At 58.1% G+C, this 18614-nt stretch carries 15 protein-coding genes and 1 tRNA gene; 2 read left to right on the forward strand and 14 right to left on the reverse strand.

The window, feature by feature from the left end; genetic code table 11:
• Positions 1-57: 57 nt before the first annotated feature.
• The gene (locus ACJO5Y_RS12400; protein ID WP_406987571.1) at positions 58-1926 is read left to right on the forward strand and encodes an Lnb N-terminal periplasmic domain-containing protein; all 1869 of its coding nucleotides are present in this window, start codon (positions 58-60) and stop codon (positions 1924-1926) included.
• A complete protein-coding gene (locus ACJO5Y_RS12405) occupies positions 1896-2771 on the forward strand; it encodes an alpha/beta hydrolase (RefSeq protein WP_406987573.1) in 876 nt (291 codons plus the stop codon). The genes ACJO5Y_RS12400 and ACJO5Y_RS12405 overlap by 31 nt, the downstream gene beginning before the upstream one ends.
• A 382-nt stretch (positions 2772-3153) precedes the next feature.
• Here ACJO5Y_RS12405 and pnp read toward each other — a convergent pair whose 3' ends face one another.
• The 14 genes from pnp to rlmE all read right to left on the reverse strand — a co-directional run bounded on the left by pnp (position 3154) and on the right by rlmE (position 18565).
• Positions 3154-5268, reverse strand: coding sequence for a polyribonucleotide nucleotidyltransferase (pnp, locus tag ACJO5Y_RS12410; protein ID WP_406987708.1), 2115 nt, complete (start codon positions 5266-5268; stop codon positions 3154-3156).
• Between the two features lie 375 nt (positions 5269-5643).
• Entirely contained in the window at positions 5644-5913 is a 270-nt protein-coding gene (rpsO, locus tag ACJO5Y_RS12415; RefSeq protein WP_406987574.1) for a 30S ribosomal protein S15, read from the reverse strand.
• Positions 5914-6004: 91 nt separating this feature from the next.
• Positions 6005-6925 (reverse strand): tRNA pseudouridine(55) synthase TruB, encoded by a 921-nt coding sequence (gene truB / locus ACJO5Y_RS12420; protein WP_406987576.1) that lies wholly within the window; start codon positions 6923-6925, stop codon positions 6005-6007.
• Positions 6922-7344 carry a 30S ribosome-binding factor RbfA gene (gene rbfA / locus ACJO5Y_RS12425; RefSeq protein WP_406987577.1) on the reverse strand — a complete coding sequence of 141 codons (423 nt, stop codon included), beginning with the start codon at positions 7342-7344 and terminating at the stop codon, positions 6922-6924. The genes truB and rbfA overlap by 4 nt, the downstream gene beginning before the upstream one ends.
• Positions 7344-9914 carry a translation initiation factor IF-2 gene (gene infB, locus ACJO5Y_RS12430; RefSeq protein WP_406987579.1) on the reverse strand — a complete coding sequence of 857 codons (2571 nt, stop codon included), beginning with the start codon at positions 9912-9914 and terminating at the stop codon, positions 7344-7346. Before infB ends, rbfA begins: the two co-directional genes overlap by 1 nt.
• A gap of 18 nt (positions 9915-9932) precedes the next feature.
• The gene (gene nusA / locus ACJO5Y_RS12435) at positions 9933-11426 is read right to left on the reverse strand and encodes a transcription termination factor NusA (RefSeq protein WP_406987581.1); all 1494 of its coding nucleotides are present in this window, start codon (positions 11424-11426) and stop codon (positions 9933-9935) included.
• Positions 11427-11468: 42 nt separating this feature from the next.
• Positions 11469-11930 carry a ribosome maturation factor RimP gene (gene rimP / locus ACJO5Y_RS12440; RefSeq protein WP_406987583.1) on the reverse strand — a complete coding sequence of 154 codons (462 nt, stop codon included), beginning with the start codon at positions 11928-11930 and terminating at the stop codon, positions 11469-11471.
• A 326-nt stretch (positions 11931-12256) separates the two neighbouring features.
• Positions 12257-12341 (reverse strand) — tRNA-Leu (locus tag ACJO5Y_RS12445).
• Positions 12342-12348: 7 nt separating this feature from the next.
• Positions 12349-12726, reverse strand: a complete 378-nt coding sequence (gene secG, locus ACJO5Y_RS12450) for a preprotein translocase subunit SecG (protein ID WP_406987584.1) — start codon at positions 12724-12726, stop codon at positions 12349-12351.
• Between the two features lie 18 nt (positions 12727-12744).
• Positions 12745-13509, reverse strand: a complete 765-nt coding sequence (gene tpiA / locus ACJO5Y_RS12455) for a triose-phosphate isomerase (protein WP_406987586.1) — start codon at positions 13507-13509, stop codon at positions 12745-12747.
• A 75-nt stretch (positions 13510-13584) separates the two neighbouring features.
• A complete protein-coding gene (gene glmM / locus ACJO5Y_RS12460) occupies positions 13585-14928 on the reverse strand; it encodes a phosphoglucosamine mutase (protein ID WP_406987587.1) in 1344 nt (447 codons plus the stop codon).
• The gene (gene folP, locus ACJO5Y_RS12465; protein WP_406987589.1) at positions 14925-15758 is read right to left on the reverse strand and encodes a dihydropteroate synthase; all 834 of its coding nucleotides are present in this window, start codon (positions 15756-15758) and stop codon (positions 14925-14927) included. The genes glmM and folP overlap by 4 nt, the downstream gene beginning before the upstream one ends.
• A gap of 93 nt (positions 15759-15851) precedes the next feature.
• A complete protein-coding gene (gene ftsH, locus ACJO5Y_RS12470) occupies positions 15852-17795 on the reverse strand; it encodes an ATP-dependent zinc metalloprotease FtsH (RefSeq protein WP_406987590.1) in 1944 nt (647 codons plus the stop codon).
• Between the two features lie 149 nt (positions 17796-17944).
• On the reverse strand, positions 17945-18565 hold the full coding sequence (gene rlmE, locus ACJO5Y_RS12475; protein WP_406987592.1) for a 23S rRNA (uridine(2552)-2'-O)-methyltransferase RlmE: 621 nt from the start codon (positions 18563-18565) through the stop codon (positions 17945-17947).
• Positions 18566-18614: the final 49 nt, after the last annotated feature.

The following is an 18614-nucleotide window of genomic DNA, read 5'->3' on the forward strand; positions in this document are numbered from 1 at the left end:
GGACGGCGCACTTCCCTGACACCTCCATCCGCCCAACCCGGATTCGACTGACTATTCATGCGCACTACGCTTCAGTACGGGCTGGCCTTGATCTGGCTGGCAGCAACAGGCACCCACACATTCGCCACACCTCTACCTGATACCGTGCGGCTTCACGAACATCCCGACTGGCTAACCCTGATCCACTACCAGCCCAACCGGTATTCCGACGGATATACCAGCCAGGCCGACGATGACGCCTTTTTTCTCAGCGAGAACGGCAAGCACTCCCCCGAAGCAGAGCTACAGGCCACCCTGGAGGCCATCACTGCCCCCGGCGAAGGCGATGCTCATGCCCGTTGCCGCTTCCCCGCCAGGGATCGCTGGCTGAGAGAACAGCTGGACCTGCCCCGAAACGAGATCGACTGCCCCGGATACGATGAGTGGAAAGACACCCTGAACACCGAAACCGTCACCCTGGTGTTTGCCGCTTCCTACCTCAACAGCCCGTCCTCCATGTTTGGTCACACCTTTATCCGTCTGGACCCGCCCCAGGACGACGAGGAAGCCGATCTGCTACTGGCGGACACCATCTCCTACGCGGCAGACGCCGAGGCCCACGACAGCGAAATCCTGTTCGCCTACAAGGGCATTTTTGGCGGCTATCCCGGCATTACCTCCATCAAACCCTATTACGAGATGGTCCGACTGTATTCCGACATCGAACACCGGGACCTGTGGGAATACCAACTCAACCTGACCCAGGACGAAGTTGACGTCATGCTTGCCCACGCCTGGGAACTTCGGGAAATCAACTTCGATTACTACTTCTTCGACGAAAACTGCGCCTATCGGCTGCTGGCACTGATCGATGTGGCGCGACCGGGCACCGACCTGCTCGACGAAGTCAGCACCCACGCCATCCCCTCCGATACCGTGCGCTGGGTGGTGGACAAGGAACTGGTGGAAGAGGTGAAATACCGGCCCTCGGCGGCAACCAGCGTGACCCATTCACTGGACCACCTGCCCGCTGATCACCAGACGCTGGCCGCCGCGATTGCCAACGGCTACGTCCCCGTGGATTCCGGAGAGGTCAAGCGGCTGCCCGACGAACAAAAAGCCCACCTGCTGGATGCCACCTACGATTACGTGCGCTACCAGAGTGAAGCCGAAGCCTGGCCACGAGAGCACGCGGCGCCACTGTCGCACGACCTGCTGAGAACCCGCAGCCAGATACGCGATGTACCCGCCCCAGACAAACCGCCCGAACCAGAGGTACGTGACGATCAGGGCCACGACACCTTCCGCTTCAGCCTCGCCGGTGGCCGGATGGGAGACCGCAACTTCAGCCAGTTGACGCTGCGCCCGGCTTACCACGATGTTCTCGACCCGCCCGCCGGATACCGGGGCGGTGCCCAGCTTCAGTTCCTGCGACTGGATGCCCGCTATTACACCGACAACGACGAACTGCAGCTGGAACAGCTCATTGGCGTGGAAATCCGCTCGCTGTCTCCCCGCAACCAGTTCTTCTCGCCACTGTCCTGGCAAGTCGGCTTCGGCGGACGCCGCACCGACACCGAAACCCACCGGGTCTTTACCCCCTACCTGGAAGGCGGCGCCGGTGGCAGTTGGAACCTCGGCGCACACGTACAGGCCTTTGCCCTGGCCACCGCCGACCTGGAAATCGACGACGACCTCAGCAAAGGCTATGACGCCGCACCGGGGGCTGATCTCGGGCTGCTGCACCAGAACAACCGCTTCAGCCTGATGGCCGGGGTAAAAACCAAAGCCTGGATCGTCGGCAACCAACACCGCCAGGATCAACTCTACACCAGAGCCGGCTGGCACTTCGGACGGGACTTCAGCCTGTTCGGCGAGTACAGCCGGGAAGACCACTACGACAGGTACCGCACCACATGGCAACTGGGACTGCACGCCTACTTCTGAAGGCGCTCACCGGCGCCGTTCTGACCGCGACACTGCTGCTGCAAACCGGCTGCAGCAGCGTGTTCTTCTATCCGGACAAAGTCACCTACATCACCCCGGACAGGCTCAACCTGGAATACGAAGACATTTTCCTGGACACCGCCGACGGCGAAACACTCCACGGCTGGTGGCTGCCCGCAGAAGCTCCTGAGAGCGACCCCAAAGGCACCGTTTACTTCCTCCACGGCAACGCCCAGAACATCAGCAGCCACCTGATGAACGTCGCCTGGCTGCCCGAGAAAGGCTACAACGTCTTCCTCATCGACTACCGGGGCTACGGCCGCTCCACCGGCGCACCCGACATAGAAGGCACCCTACACGACAGCGAAACCGGCCTGCGCTGGCTGATGGAGCAGCCGCAAACAGACAACCGCCCGATCTACCTCCTGGGCCAGAGCCTGGGCGGCGCCCTCGGCATCGCCCTGGCCAGCGAATGGGTGCAACGACAGCAACAACCGCCCCTCGACGGCGTCATCCTGGACGGCACCTTCTCCGGCTTCCACGGCATCGCGCGGGAAAAGCTCGGCAGCTTCTGGCTGACCTGGCCGTTCCAGATTCCGCTGAGCTGGACCATCACCGACGACTATGAAGGCGTGGACCATATTGGACATATGAGCCCGGTGCCGGTGATGGTTATTCACAGTGTGCGGGACGGGATTATTCCATTTCACCATGGGGAGGCCTTGTTTGAGGCGGCGGAGGAGCCCAAGGAATTCTTGCCAACGGATACGCCTCATGCGGCTACGTTTGTGATTCCGGCTTATAAAGAGGCTGTGCTTGGGTTTATGGAAGGGAGTTCCGAGTAGCCTATACCGATTGTCGGATTACGCCTGCGGCTAATCCGACCTACTTCTAGAACGCTACTTTAGCGGGCGCTGACCAAGTATGGGCAGGGGTTGGGCCTCTCTTTTCAAAAGTCTTGAGGGCCAAGGACGGCCCGAAAGAAGCGCACATGGGTGAGACAAGCGATTTAGAAGCGAAGCTTCGCGCGCAGGCGAACGACAGCAATCTGTGATTGCTGTCTGGACCCGCTTGCGGGTGCTCGTAGCGTCTTTTGAAAAGAGAGGCCCAACCCCTGCATGCACCCAACCACCAGACAACAAAAAACCCGCCAGACTCCGAAGAGCGGCGGGCTTTTTTGTCGGATTACGCCTGCGGCTAATCCGACCTACCTGAAGGGGTCACTCCTCAGGCGGAAAAATCGGTCGGCACGTCGCCTTCCTTGATTTCCTTCATGGACAGCTTCACGCGACCACGGTTGTCCACATCCAGAACCTTGACCAGAACTTCCTGACCTTCGCTCAGCTCGTCAGTCACGTTCTCGATCCGGCGCTCGGAGATCTGGGAAATGTGCACCAGACCATCCTTGCCAGGCAGGAGGTTAACGAAAGCACCGAAGTCCACAATGCGCTCAACACGACCCTTGTAGATAGCGCCAACCTCGATCTCCGCAGTGATTTCCTTAACCCGGTTAACCGCCGCCTGGGCCGCTTCCTGGTTGTCCGCGTAGATCTTCACATTGCCGTCGTCATCCAGATCAATGGAAGCACCGGTTTCGTCACAGATGGCACGAATGGTGGAACCACCCTTACCGATGACGTCACGGATCTTGTCCGGGTTGATCTTGATCGCAGTGATGCTCGGCGCACGGGCTGACAGCTCGGCACGCGGCTCGGAGATCACCTTGTTCATCTCGCCCAGGATGTGCAGACGCGCCTCGTGGGCCTGCTCCAGGGCCAGTTCCATGATCTCGTCGGTGATGCCGTTGATCTTGATATCCATCTGCAGGGCGGTCACGCCCTCTTTGGTACCGGCAACCTTGAAGTCCATGTCACCCAGGTGATCTTCATCACCCAGGATGTCGGTCAGAACCGCGAACTTGTCGCCTTCCTTGACCAGACCCATGGCGATACCAGCCACCGGCGCCTTGATCGGCACACCAGCGTCCATCAGCGCCAGACTGGAACCACAGACCGAAGCCATGGAGCTGGAACCGTTGGATTCGGTGATCTCGGAAACCGCACGGATGGCATACGGGAATTCTTCCAGGGTCGGCATAACCGCCAGAACACCACGCTTGGCCAGACGACCATGACCAACCTCACGACGGCCCGGTGTACCCACACGACCGGCTTCACCTACGGAGTACGGAGGGAAGTTGTAGTGGAACAGGAACGGATCCTTGCGCTCGCCTTCCAGGGCATCAATAGTCTGCACATCGCGGGAGGTACCCAGCGTGGCAGTCACGATGGCCTGGGTTTCGCCACGGGTGAACAGGGCAGAACCGTGAACGCTGGGCAGGACACCCACTTCGATTTCAATCGGACGTACGGTCTTGTTGTCACGGCCATCGATACGCGGTTTGCCATCGATCACCTGATTACGGACGATGGATTTTTCCACCTTGCCGAAATACTTTTTGACTTCATCCGCGGCAGGCTGGCCTTCTTCTTCGCCCGCCAGCTTCTCAACCAGCGCATTCTTGATCTCGCTCAGGCGCGCGTAACGCTCCATCTTGTCGCGAATGTTGTAAGCTTCCTCGATGGCAGCGGACGCCTCGGACTTGACGACATTCAGCAGCTCGGTATTCTCCGGCTCCGGCTGCCAGTCCCAACGCGGCTTGCCGGTTTCAGCGGCAAATTCCTTGATCGCGGACACGGCGGTCTGCATTTCCTGGTGACCATACAGTACGCCGCCCAGCATCTGGTCTTCGGTCAGGCCCTTGGCTTCGGATTCCACCATCAGAACCGCATCCTCAGTACCGGCAACAACCATATCCAGCAGGGAGGTTTCCAGCTCTTCGAAGGTCGGGTTCAGGAAGTAGCCACGCTCGTTGGTGTAACCCACGCGGGAGGCACCGATCGGACCGTCAAACGGAATGCCGGAAATGGACAGCGCGGCAGAAGCCGCCAGCATCGCGGCAATATCCGGATCCTGATTCTTGCTGGAAGACATCACCGTGGTGATGACCTGGACTTCGTTCATGAAGCCGTTCGGGAACAGCGGACGGATCGGACGGTCGATCAGACGGGAAGTCAGAGTCTCTTTCTCGGAAGGACGACCTTCACGCTTGAAGAAACCACCCGGAATTTTACCAACCGCGTAGGTCTTCTCGAAGTAGTTGACGGTCAGCGGGAAGAACGGCTGACCCGGCTTCGCTTCCTTGGCGCCAACAACCGTGCCCAGCACGGAAATATCGTCAATGGTGACGAGGACGGAACCGGTTGCCTGACGGGCAATACGGCCGGTTTCCAGAGTGACGGTCTTGCCGCCGAGCTCAAAACTTTTCTTTACGGGATTCAGATCCACGGTAACTCCTGAAATTATCTTGTCCAAATTGACTCAGCCAACCCGCCCCTGCGGGGTGACCGTTATAGCCACAGGATGTTCGCAATGTGATCCGAAGGGTAACCCGCCTGAAAGCTAACAGGCTGTTGTAAAACCCCGTGCACTGACAACCGTTCCCTACGGGAACCTCAGGCCGGGCTTTTCAACAACCTGCTATCAATTTCGGCTTTCCATTACGACAGGGAATCCCTGATGATCACTGACAAACCCACTGCAGCATTGCTGATCTGAGAAAAGCACAACTGGCGGAGTGCACAAGGCACCCCGCCAGTTGATGGCCAGTCCGGTCCAACGTCGGACCGCTGACCGTCAGGTCGTTTGACGACCGGATTAGCGACGCAGACCAAGGCGCTGGATGAGATCCAGGTAACGGTCAGCGTTTTTACGCTTGAGGTAGTCCAGCAGCTTACGACGCTGGTTTACCATCCGGATCAGACCACGGCGGGAATGATGATCCTGCTTGTTGGTCTTGAAGTGATCCTGCAGCTTGTTGATGTTGTGGCTCAACAGTGCAACCTGCACTTCAGGAGAACCGGTATCACCATCACCCTGCTGAAAATCCTTAACGATCTGTGCTTTCTCGTTGGCAGAAAGTGCCATAACTCACCTCATGGTTTGCGATGCTAATGAATACGGCCGAACCACGCATCTCTACAGCCCGGCTAGCCAGCGTTCGCGATTGATAACCGCGTCAGCTGCTCTTCACCAGTCGGCGAGGCACCAGTTTGGTGTCCTCCCCTTCCGGGAATGCTTCCGCCAACCCGATGAACCGCTCATTGCCGTACAGGCGAACGAACCCATCAACGGGCTGACCCGATATTCTAACTGGTTGTCCGTTAATTATCGATACCAGTGGCTGGCCGCTCAATTCCTGCTCCGGGAACATCGACAGGGCCGCATCCGGGGCCACCAACAGGCCATCCAGACTCTCACCACGCTCACGCATTGCTTCTAGCTGATCAACGGGCCTGGCATCCGCCAGGGTAAATCCCGAAGCCATGGTACGGCGCAATGCGGTTACATGGGCACCGCAACCAAGTGCTTCACCGATATCCTCAACGAGTGAGCGGATATAAGTACCCTTGGTGCAGCTGACCGCGATATCCAGTTCATCATCGCGCACGCCCAGCAGCGTCAGTTCGTAGATGGTGACCGGACGCGCCGGGCGCTCCACTTCAATGCCTTCACGGGCGTATTCATAGAGCGGACGCCCCTTGTGCTTGAGCGCCGAGTACATCGACGGCACCTGCTGGATATCACCACGAAACCGTTCCAATATCGGCTCCAGGGTCGCGGAATCCAGGCCAGTGGGCACGGGCTTTTCCTCAACCACTGCGCCTTCGCTGTCACCGGTTTCCGTGCGCACGCCCAGCTTCGCCGTGGCGATATAGGACTTGTCGCTATCCAGCATCATCTGGGAGAACTTGGTGGCTTCACCGAAGCAAAGGGGAAGGACACCCGTTGCCAACGGGTCCAGCGCGCCGGTATGGCCGGCCTTGGCCGCACCAAACAGGCGCTTGACCTGCTGCAGGATGCCATTGGATGTCACATCCAGAGGCTTGTCGATCACCAGGATACCGTTAACGTCACGGCCTTTGCGTCTGCGACTCAAGCGTCTCGCTCCGGATCATCCGAGGAAGTATCGTCATCGGAGACCGCAGGTTTGTCACCCACAGCCTGCCGAATCAGGTTATCCATTTTGCGGCTGTAGCCCTGAAGCGTGTCGAAGTGGAACCTCAGCTGCGGCATGACCCGCAGCTTCATGGCCCGGCCCACCTGGCCGCGCAGGAAGCCGGACGCTTTATTCAGAACCGCCAGGGATTGCTTGACCTCCGGGGACTCTTCCGTTTGCTCTTCCGTAGACAGCAAAGAGACATAAATATCAGCGTAACCCAGGTCACGGCTCACCTTGACGGCATTGACCGTGACCATGCCGAGCCGCGGGTCTTTGACCTCCCGCTGGATCAGCTGGGCCAGTTCGCGCTGCATCTGATCGCCGATGCGATCAATACGACTGAACTCTCTTGGCATCAGGCCCCCGTGGACTCGAGCTTGCGCTCGACTCTGACACGATCGAAGACTTCGATCTGGTCTCCGACTTTGACGTCGTAGCCTTTAACACCGATACCACATTCCATGCCGTTACGGACTTCCGGTACGTCATCCTTGAAGCGACGCAGGGATTCCAGCTCGCCTTCAAAGATCACCACGTTGTCACGCAGCACACGGATCGGCTTGTTACGGTGTACGGTACCTTCAGTCACCATACAGCCGGCCACCTGGCCAAACTTCGGTGATCGGAAGACGTCACGCACGTCAGCAATACCGATGATGTCTTCACGGAACTCAGGCGCGAGCATGCCGGTCAGGGCCGCTTTCACATCATCAATCAGGTTGTAGATGATGCTGTAGTAACGAAGGTCCAGACCTTCCTGTTCAACCAGGCGCTTGGCTGCGGTATCCGCACGAACATTGAAGCCAAAGATCACGGCGTTGGTTGCCATCGCCAGACTGATGTCGGTTTCGGCAATACCACCGACACCGGACGATACGATCTTGACCTGCACTTCGTCGTTACCAAGATCCTGCAGGGCCTTGGAAATGGCTTCCAGGGAACCACGTACGTCGGTCTTGAGAACCACGTTGAGGGTTTTGACCTCGTCTTTGCCCATGTTCTCGAACAGGTTCTCGAGCTTGGCCGCCTGCTGGCGCTGCAGACGCTGCTCACGCTCGCGGGTCTGACGGAACTCGGCCAGCTCTTTGGCCTTCTTCTCATCGGCTACGGCAAAGAACTCGTCACCGGCATCCGGAGTACCGTTCAGGCCGAGAATCTCGACCGGAATGGACGGCCCGGCTTCCTTGGTCTGCTTGCCGGCCTCGTCGGTCATGGCGCGAACCTTACCGAAGTAAGAACCGGCTACAACCATGTCGCCCTGACGCAGGGTACCGTTCTGAACCAGAACCGTTGCCACGGAACCACGACCGCGCTCGAGGCTGGATTCGACCACCACGCCCTTGGCCGGCGCATCCGGAGACGCTTCCAGTTCAAGGATTTCGGCCTGCAGCACCAGGGCTTCCAGCAGGTCGTCGATACCCAGGCCGGTGTGGGCGGAAACCGGAACAAACTGGACGTCACCGCCCCAGTCTTCCGGAATCACGTCCATACCCGCCAGCTCGGTCTTGATGCGGTCCGGATCGGCTGCTTCCTTGTCCATCTTGTTGATGGCGACAACGATCGGTACGCCAGCAGAACGGGCATGCTGAACCGCTTCCTTGGTCTGCGGCATGACGCCATCGTCCGCCGCTACCACCAGAACCACGATATCGGTGCACTGAGCGCCACGGGCACGCATGGCCGTAAAGGCTGCGTGACCCGGGGTATCCAGGAAGGACACCATGCCGTGATCGGTTTGCACGTGGTAGGCGCCGATATGCTGGGTAATACCACCGGACTCACCGGACGCCACCTTGGTGCGGCGGATGTGATCCAGCAACGACGTCTTGCCGTGGTCAACGTGACCCATGACACTGACGACCGGTGCACGCTTGGTCTTTTCCTTGCCCTCGAAGGAGAATTCGCTGAGAACCTCTTCTTCGAACGCATCCTCACTGACGGCTTTCGGGGTGTGCCCCATCTCTTCAGTCACCAGGACCGCGGTTTCCTGATCCAGTGGCTGGTTGATGGTGGTCATCACGCCCATACCCATCAGTGTCTTGATTACGTCTGCCGCCTTGACCGCCATACGCTGGGCAAGGTCGCCAACAGTAATGGTCTCGGGAATCTGTACTTCTCTAACCATTGGTTTGGTCGGCCTCTCAAAGCCGTGACGCTTTTCTTTGGGTTTCTTTTTCGCCCGCAGTGGCTTGCGCAGCGTGGTGTCTTCCTCGTCCTCATTGATAACCAGAGGCTCTTCAACCGGACGGTTGCGAGGTCCGCGGTGACCCGCAGACTTCTTCTTGGGCTTGCCTTCATCCGGCTCATCACCGCGCTCGCGAACCTTTTCCTTTTTCTTCTTCGGCTTGCGATCTTTGCCTTCGCCTTCTTCAGGCGGCGGGATCGGCATGTCCTCAGGTGCAGGAATGGAAACTTCTTCCTCTTCCTTCTTCTTCGGCTCTGCCTTCGCCGCAGGCTTGTCAGCGACCGGGACCGATTCTTCGGTTTGCGCTGTTTCCGCAGTCGTCGCCTTGTCGGTTTCCGGCTGGGCTGCCTGCTCTGCCGTGACTTTCGGCGCTTCCTGTGCAGCTTCCTGCGGGGCAGGCGCTTCTGCTGCCGATTCTTCCGGCTGGGGTGCTTCCGACTCCGGCGCCACTTCAGCGCGCTTGATGTACGTGCGGCGCTTGCGGACTTCTACATTCACTGTCTTGGCGCGGCCAGCTTTCAGAGTGGTGGTGGTTTTACGCTTCAGCGTAATTTTGTTCGGCTCTGCGCCACCATCACCATGGTTCTTTCTCAGATAAGCCAGCAACTGCTGCTTCTCATCGCTGGACACAGAGTCGCTCTCGGAGCGGGCTTTCAGGCCAGCCTCCACGATCTGCTTCAGCAAACGATCCACGGGAGCGCCTACGTCTGCGGCCAGTTGTTTTACCGTTACTTCAGCCATACAGGTCCTCCTCCCGAATTAGGCCTGGTCTTCAAACCAGGGGGCGCGCGCAGTCATAATCAATTGTCCTGCACGCTCTTCATCCATACCTTCAATTTCGAGCAAGTCATCAACTGACTGCTCGGCGAGATCTTCCATGGTACGAATTCCCATACCCGCCAGCTTGAAGGCCAGGCTACGGTCCATACCGTCCATATTGAGAAGATCTTCCGCGGGCTCAGAGCCCTCAAGCGCCTCTTCACTGGCCAGGGCCTGGTTCAACAGGACATCCTTGGCACGACGGCGCAGCTCAGTGACGGTGTCTTCATCAAATCCGTCAATGGCCAGCATTTCTTCCATGGGGACGTACGCCACTTCCTCAATGGACGTAAACCCTTCCTCGATCAATACGCCGGCAAACTCCTCATCCACATCCAGATTGCTGGTAAAATGCTCAAGCAGGCGATTGTATTCCTGCTCCTGACGCTCACCCGCTTCCTCTTCCGTCATCACGTTCAGAGTCCAGCCGGTCAGCTCGGTGGCCAGACGCACATTCTGGCCGTTACGGCCTATGGCCTGGGCCAGGTTATCTTCCGCTACAGCCACTTCCATGGTGTGACGATCTTCGTCCATCACGATGGAAGCCACTTCGGCGGGCGCCATAGCATTGATCACCAATTGTGCGGGGTTGTCATCCCACAGCACGATGTCCACACGCTCACCGCCCAGTTCGTTGGAAACCGCCTGTACGCGGGAGCCCCGCATACCAACGCAAGCACCTACCGGATCAATACGGCGATCATTGGTTTTCACTGCGATCTTGGCGCGGGAACCGGGGTCACGGGCAGCGCCGCGAATCTCGATCAGGTCCTCGGCAATCTCCGGAACCTCGATACGGAACAGCTCAATCAGCATCTGCGGATCGGTGCGGCTCAGGATCAGTTGGGGGCCGCGATGATCGGTGCGAATTTCCAGCAGCAGGGAACGAACACGGTCGCCCATGCGGAAAGTTTCCCGCGGAATCAGGTGCTCGCGGGGCAGCAACGCTTCGGCGTTGGCGCCCAGGTCGACGATGACGTTGTCCCGGGTTACCTTCTTGACGGTGCCGGATACCAGCTCGCCAACACGGTCACGGTAACTATCAACAATCTTGGTGCGCTCAGCTTCGCGAACCTTCTGGAAAATGATCTGCTTCGCCGCCTGGGCGCCAATCCGGCCAAAAGCCACCGATTCGATCTGCTCTTCGTGGATATCGCCCGGTTTCAGCGCAGTATCAATCTCTTCCGCTTCCTGCAGGGTCAACTCGGTACCCAGGGCCGGCACGGCATCGTTATCGACAACCAGCCAGCGGCGGAAGGTGTCGTACTCGCCGGTGCGACGATCGATGGAGACCCGGATATCGGCCTCTTCATCTTCGTAACGTTTTTTGGCAGCGGTGGCGAGCGCCAGCTCAATTGCTTCAAAAATGACATCCTTCTCGACACCTTTTTCGTTCGAGACGGATTCAACCACCAGCAAGATCTCTTTACTCATTGGATTGCCCTGCCCTTAAAAATAAACTTTGCGTCCACCGACTTATTCAAAAACCGGAACGATGTTGGCTTTCTCGATACTGTCGAACGGCAACAGGTACTCGTGATCGTCGACTACGATTACGATGTCATCGCCCTCCACGCCTTTGATCAGGCCCTGAAACTTGCGACGTCCTTCAAAAGCCATCCGCAACTTCAACTGAACCTGGTGACCGGCAAAAGCCTCGTACTGCTCAAGACGAAACAGCGGTCGATCCATCCCCGGAGATGATACCTCCAGGGTATATTCGGTCTGGATGGGATCTTCCACATCCATGACACCGCTGGCCTGCCGACTGACTTTTTCACAGTCATCTATGCCGATGCCGTTTTCGGCATCGTCAATAAAAATTCTCAACAGGGAGTGATGGCCCTGCGAGCGAAATTCAACGCCCCAGAACTCGTATCCCAGGCCTTCAACGACCGGCCGTAGTATGTCTTCCAGTTGCTTTAGCTTGGCTGACAAGGTTTTACCGTCTCCATCTCTTGATTTTCCGGACCCCAGAAACAAAAAAAGGGCTGTTGATCAGCCCTTTTTATGCACCAGGGCCTGATGCGCCAGGCCCCTTAATCAAAAAGCCCCGAACGAGTGGGGCCTTTTGTTGCAAGAACTCGCAGGAAACAAACCCATTCTACCGTTTCCTGCTGACAGACACCTGGCCTGCCAGAAGCGGACTGAACACCGTACAGAGCCCGCTCCAATATCCGCCGGAGTATAGAGACGCCGGCCAGACTGGTCAAGGACTGACCAAAAAAAACGGCCTGGAAAATCCAAGCCGTTTTTCTTCTATATGGTGCCCAGGGCCGGACTCGAACCGGCACGGCTTTCGCCACTACCCCCTCAAGATAGCGTGTCTACCAGTTCCACCACCTGGGCAACAACCTTACTCAAGCTCGGGGAGTTCGTCTTCACTTGAAGACTCCCCGTTCTCGGTTTCGCTTTCTTCCATATCCACCGGGGCATCAGACGCCTCGGAAGATTCCTGGACCACCGGAATCCCGGCTTCTCCAGCAACTTCGGCACGCTCTTTGGCGAAAATGGCCAGCGAAAAACTCGTTACAAAAAACACAACCGCCAGCAAGGTGGTCATGCGAGTCAGGAAGCTACCGCTGCCCTGACTGCCAAATACTGTCTGTGAGGCTCCGCCGCCGAAGGCCGCGCCGGCATCGGCGCCCTTGCCCTGCTGGATCAGCACCAGACCCACCAGCGCCACCGCGATAACCACGTGCACAACGACAACCAGTGTTTCCAACCAATCCATAACGACTCTCGCGAACCTTTAACTTTCAGAACCTGCCGGCATTGCCTGGCAGATACTCACAAAATCTTTTGCTACCAACGATGCCCCGCCGATCAGACCGCCGTCTATATCCGGCTCGGCAAAAAGAGCGGCTGCATTATCCGCTTTTACACTGCCGCCGTAAAGCAGGGATATCTCTTCCGCTGGCGCACCCATGTCTTCCAGAACCTTGCGGATCGACCGATGCATCGCCTGCGCGTCATCCGAGGTGGCGGTCTTGCCAGTCCCTATCGCCCAAACTGGCTCGTAGGCAACCACAATCTTCCGCCAACCGTCTCCGGATACACCCGCCAGACCTTTGCGAACCTGAGCGGATACAATCTCTTCCGCCTGCCCGGCTTCACGCTCCGCGAGGGTTTCGCCTACACAAACAATGGCGCTCAGCCCCTGCGACATCAACTGGGCTACCTTGTCAGCAACCGTTGCGTCGGTTTCAGCGAACAACTGCCGGCGCTCAGAATGACCAACCAGCGCGTAGTGACATCCGCAGTCTTTCGCCATGACGGCTGACACCTCACCGGTGTAAGCCCCGGATTCCCAGCATGCGACGTTCTGCACACCAACCGAAACCCGATCACCCGCCAGAGACTTCACATCCCGGACATACAGGGCGGGAGGAATAATAACAGCCTCCACACCATTATCAAGAGATGACACCTCTGACCGGACATAGCCAACCAGGTTTTCCACCAGGTCTGTCGACCCGTTCATTTTCCAGTTTCCGGCTACGATCTTACGGCGCATAACAGCCCCCGAATTCAAGGGAGGGCGAACTATACAGCAGTCCACCCGACCAGACAACACTCCCGCCCTACAAACTCAGGCGCGGGAATTCTCGACAACCACCGCAAGCTCTTCTGCTACGCGGATGATTTCTGCGGCATTCTGACCTTCGGCCATCACCCGGATCAACGGCTCGGTGCCGGAAGCTCTCAGCAGAACGCGACCGGTATCCCCCAGGTCAGCCTCGGCCTTTCGCACGGCAGCGGCGACATCTTCCCGCCCCAGCGGATCAAAGCGCTGATCCACCCGTACATTGATCATCTTCTGGGGCAGCTTGCTCATACCCTGACGGAGCTCAGACAAGGCCTTGCCGGAACGGCGAACAGCCAGCAGCACCTGAAGCGCCGACACAATGCCGTCACCGGTGGACGTACAATCTCTTATCACCATGTGCCCAGAACCCTCGCCGCCAAGTAGCCAGCCATTCTGGAGAAGGCGCTCCATGACGTAGCGATCTCCTACCTTGGCCCTCTCAAATGCGATGCCTTGCTCCTTCAGCGCCAACTCAACCCCCAGATTGGTCATCAACGTACCAACCACGCCGCCGTGGAGGGTTCCCGCCGCATGCCGCTGAGAGGCGATAACATAGAGCAACTCGTCCCCATCGACCTCGGAACCGTCGCGATCCACCATCAGCACCCGGTCGCCATCACCGTCGAAGGCAATCCCGAGATCCGCCTTCCTGTCCAGAACCGCCTGCTTCAGGGCCTCCAGATGGGTAGATCCAACGTCCTTGTTAATATTGAGACCATCGGGATCAGCACCAATGACCGAGACCCTGGCGCCAAGTTCACGAAACACCTTGGGAGCAACATGGTAGGTAGCGCCGTGGGCGCAATCCAGCACTACATTCAGCCCCTCAAGAGTGAATTCGTTAGGCACCGTGCTTTTACAGAACTCCACGTAACGCCCCGGTGCATCATCCACGCGGAACGCCTTGCCCAGTTCCGCGGCATCGCACACCCTGATCGGCTCATCCATCCAGCGCTCAATTTCCGCTTCCAGGGCGTCATCGAGCTTGGTGCCGTTGGCGGAGAAAAACTTGATGCCATTGTCATGATGGGGATTATGGGAGGCACTGATAACAATACCCGCAGACGCGCGAAAAGTCCGGGTCAGGTAGGCGATAGCGGGCGTAGGCATCGGCCCCAGCAACTTGACGTCAACACCGGCGGCGGACAGACCCGCCTCCAGCGCGGATTCAAACATATACCCGGACAACCGCGTGTCTTTGCCGATCAGTACACTGTTCCGCTGTCCGGCCCGCTTGAATGCCTGTCCGGCAGCCCACCCGAGGTGCAACATGAACTCGGGGGTAATCGGGGCATCCCCTACACAGCCACGAATTCCATCCGTGCCAAAATATTTTCTGTCGGTCATCGACCAGCCTCCTTCATGGCCGTCACTACCCTGACGGCGTCCACGGTTTCCCGGACATCGTGGGCGCGGATAATGGATGCGCCCTTCATGGCGGATATTGTCGCGGCAGCAAGACTTGCCGGCAACCGTTCATTGACTTCGCGACCGGTAATATGGCCCAACATGCTTTTGCGGGACACCCCCACCAGCAAGGGATGCCCGAGAATATGAAGCTGCTCCAGAGAGTTCAGTAACTGCAGATTGTGCTCAAGCGTTTTCCCGAACCCGAAGCCGGGATCAAGAATAATGTTGTCTGGCCGCACTCCCGCCGCCTCTGCCACACGCATTCGCTCCGTCAGGAACGAGCTGACCTCCCGGCGCACATTACGGTACTCGGGGTTGTCCTGCATGGAATCAGGCTCACCCTGGATATGCATGATACAAACCGGAATACCCGCTGCGGCTGCCACTTCCGGCGCACCATCGCGCTGCAGTGCCCGTACATCGTTGATCAGCCCAGCACCCAGCTTGGCGGCTTCGGCCATGACTTCAGGGGCGGAGGTATCCACCGAGATGACGGCATCCAGCTCTCGGGCAATCGCCTCCACTACGGGGCAGACCCGGTCCAGCTCCTCGGCCACCGATACTTCGGCGGCACCGGGCCTCGTCGACTCTCCACCAACGTCGATAAAAGCCGCGCCATCCGCCACCATCTGACGGGCGCGGGCGAGCGCGGCATCCGGTCGATTAAAGCGCCCACCATCGGAGAAGGAATCCGGCGTAACGTTCAGAATACCCATGACGTGGCAGCGGGCCATGTCCAACACCCGGCCGGCGAAATTCATTTCCATAGGTCATCCTTTTCAAGCAGCACACAAAAACAAACGCCGCCCGAAAGGGGCGGCGCCGTCAGATAAAACAGACTGTTATCAGGTTAGCCGCCGTCAGTGTTCGCCGGCGGGGCGACCGACACCCGGCTGCTTCCCGTCATCCGAACCTTGCGACGCAGGCGCCGACTCGGGCTCGTCAGACGACACACCACCGGTCGGACCGCTGTCTCCCCAACCTTTCGGCGGACGAGGCTCCCGGCCTTCCATGATGTCGTCAATCTGATACCGGTCAATGGTTTCGTACTTCATCAACGCATCGGCCATCAGGTCCAGCTTGTCGCGGTTTTCAACCAGCAGCTGCTTCGCCTTCTCGTAGCACTCATCAATGATGTTACGGACTTCCTCATCAATGCGTTGCGCCGTTTCTGGCGAGTAAACCGTCTGAGCCTGGCCCGCAGAACGACCAAGGAACGGCTCTTCAGCGTCAGTATCATACTGCAGAGGCCCCAGCTTCTCGGACAGACCCCAACGGGTGACCATGTTCCGGGCCAGACTGGTGGCACGCTCGATGTCGTTGGAGGCACCGGTGGTCACGCCATCAAAGCCAAGGGTCAGTTCTTCGGCAATACGACCACCGAACAGGCTGCAAATAGAGCTGATCAGGAAGCGCTTGCTGTGGCTGTACTTGTCTTCCTCCGGCAGGAACATGGTCACGCCCAGGGCGCGACCACGGGGAATAATGCTCACCTTGTAGACCGGGTCGTGCTCCGGCATCAGACGCCCGACAATCGCATGTCCGGATTCATGGTAAGCCGTGTTCCGCTTTTCCTTTTCACTCATCACCATGGACTTGCGCTCGGCGCCCATCATGATTTTGTCCTTGGCGAGCTCAAACTCTTCCATCGATACCAGGCGCTGGTTACGGCGAGCAGCGAACAGGGCTGCCTCGTTCACCAGGTTAGCCAGATCGGCACCGGAGAATCCGGGGGTACCACGGGCAATCAGGATCGGTTCCACACCGTCCGCCAGCGGCACTTTTTTCATGTGTACCTTGAGGATCTGCTCACGGCCGATGATATCCGGCAGACCAACCACGACCTGACGGTCAAAGCGGCCCGGACGCAACAGCGCAGGGTCAAGCACATCCGGACGGTTGGTCGCGGCGATGACGATGACACCCTCATTGCCCTCAAAGCCGTCCATTTCAACCAGCAACTGGTTCAGGGTCTGCTCACGTTCATCGTGACCGCCGCCCATGCCGGCACCACGATGACGACCGACCGCATCGATCTCATCGATGAAGATAATGCAGGGGCTCTGCTTCTTGGCCTGCTCGAACATGTCACGGACACGGGACGCACCCACACCCACGAACATTTCAACAAAGTCGGAACCGGAGATGGAGAAGAACGGCACCTTGGCTTCACCGGCGATGGCCTTGGCCAGCAACGTCTTACCGGTACCCGGTTGACCGACCATCAGAACGCCCTTGGGAATGCTGCCGCCCAGGCGCTGGAACTTACTCGGATCCCGCAGGAAATCCACCAATTCCTTGACGTCTTCCTTGGCCTCATCAACACCGGCCACATCACCAAAGGTGGTCTTGATCTGATCCTCACTCATCAGCCGAGCCTTGCTCTTGCCGAACGACATGGGGCCTTTGCCACCACCACCGCCCTGCATCTGTCGCATGAAAAATACGAACAGCGCGATGATGATCAGAATGGGGAAGGCAGCGACCAGCAGTTGAGTCCAGAGGCTCTGGCGCTCAGGCTCCTTGCCGATGACTTCGACGCGATTTGCCAGCAGGTCATCCATAAGTTTGTTATCGGACACCTGGGGGCGGATAGTCTGAAACTGAGAGCCATCCCCACGGGTACCCTGAATCTGCAGACCATCAATGGTGACCTGACGGACCTGTCCGTCCTGTACCATTTCTACAAACTGCGAATAATTGACCTGTTGTCCGCTGGTGGTGGGAGTAAAGTTCTGAAACACCATCAGCAGTACGGCGGCTATAATTAGCCAGAGAACCAGATTTTTTGCCATATCGTTCAAGGATCGTCACCTGTGAATTGAAAGGTTGACCGTCTTCAGGGAAACCTTTTTGAACACCTTACACCAATTGTACGCCGCTCCACCACAATCGGCCCATCCGTATCGGCCACAGGGCCCACCGGATATGCGGACCAACGGGACTTCACAAATCAGCCCCTGAAGCCCTTGCAGACCTGATAGATCTCCCGGGATCTTGCCCTGGAGGAATCAGGCTTGCGACTTACAACCGTATTAAAAGTCTTCCGCATGTCAGCCAGCAGCGCATCAAAACCCTCGCCCTGAAACACCTTGGCCACAAACACACCCCCGGGGCGAAGCACCTGTTGAGCCATATCCAATGCCAGCTCAACCAGCCCCATGGCCCTGGGGATATCAACGGCAGCCATACCACTCATATTGGGCGCCATATCGGAAATTACAACGTCTGCCTTTCGATCTCCCAGAATTCCCAACAATTCTTCCAGCACCGAGTCCTCGGTAAAATCGCCCTGGACAAAGTCCACACCGGCGATCGGATTCATCGGTAAAATATCACTGGCCACGACAACACCCTTGTCCCCGACACGCTCCATTGCCACCTGTGACCAGCCTCCCGGGGCTGCGCCCAGGTCCACAACGACCTGACCGGGGCGGAACAACCGATCCTTGTCGTCCAGCTCAATCAGCTTATAGCTGGCACGGGAACGATAGCCATCTTCCTGGGACTTTTTGACCCAGACATCATCGAAATGTTCCTTGAGCCAGCGATCACTGGTTTTTGAACGGGCCAAAACAAACCTCCGAAATAAAACAGAAACAGACGCGCAACGGAACGTCGTG

Source organism: Marinobacter alkalisoli, assembly GCF_045449855.1.
GTDB lineage: Bacteria > Pseudomonadota > Gammaproteobacteria > Pseudomonadales > Oleiphilaceae > Marinobacter.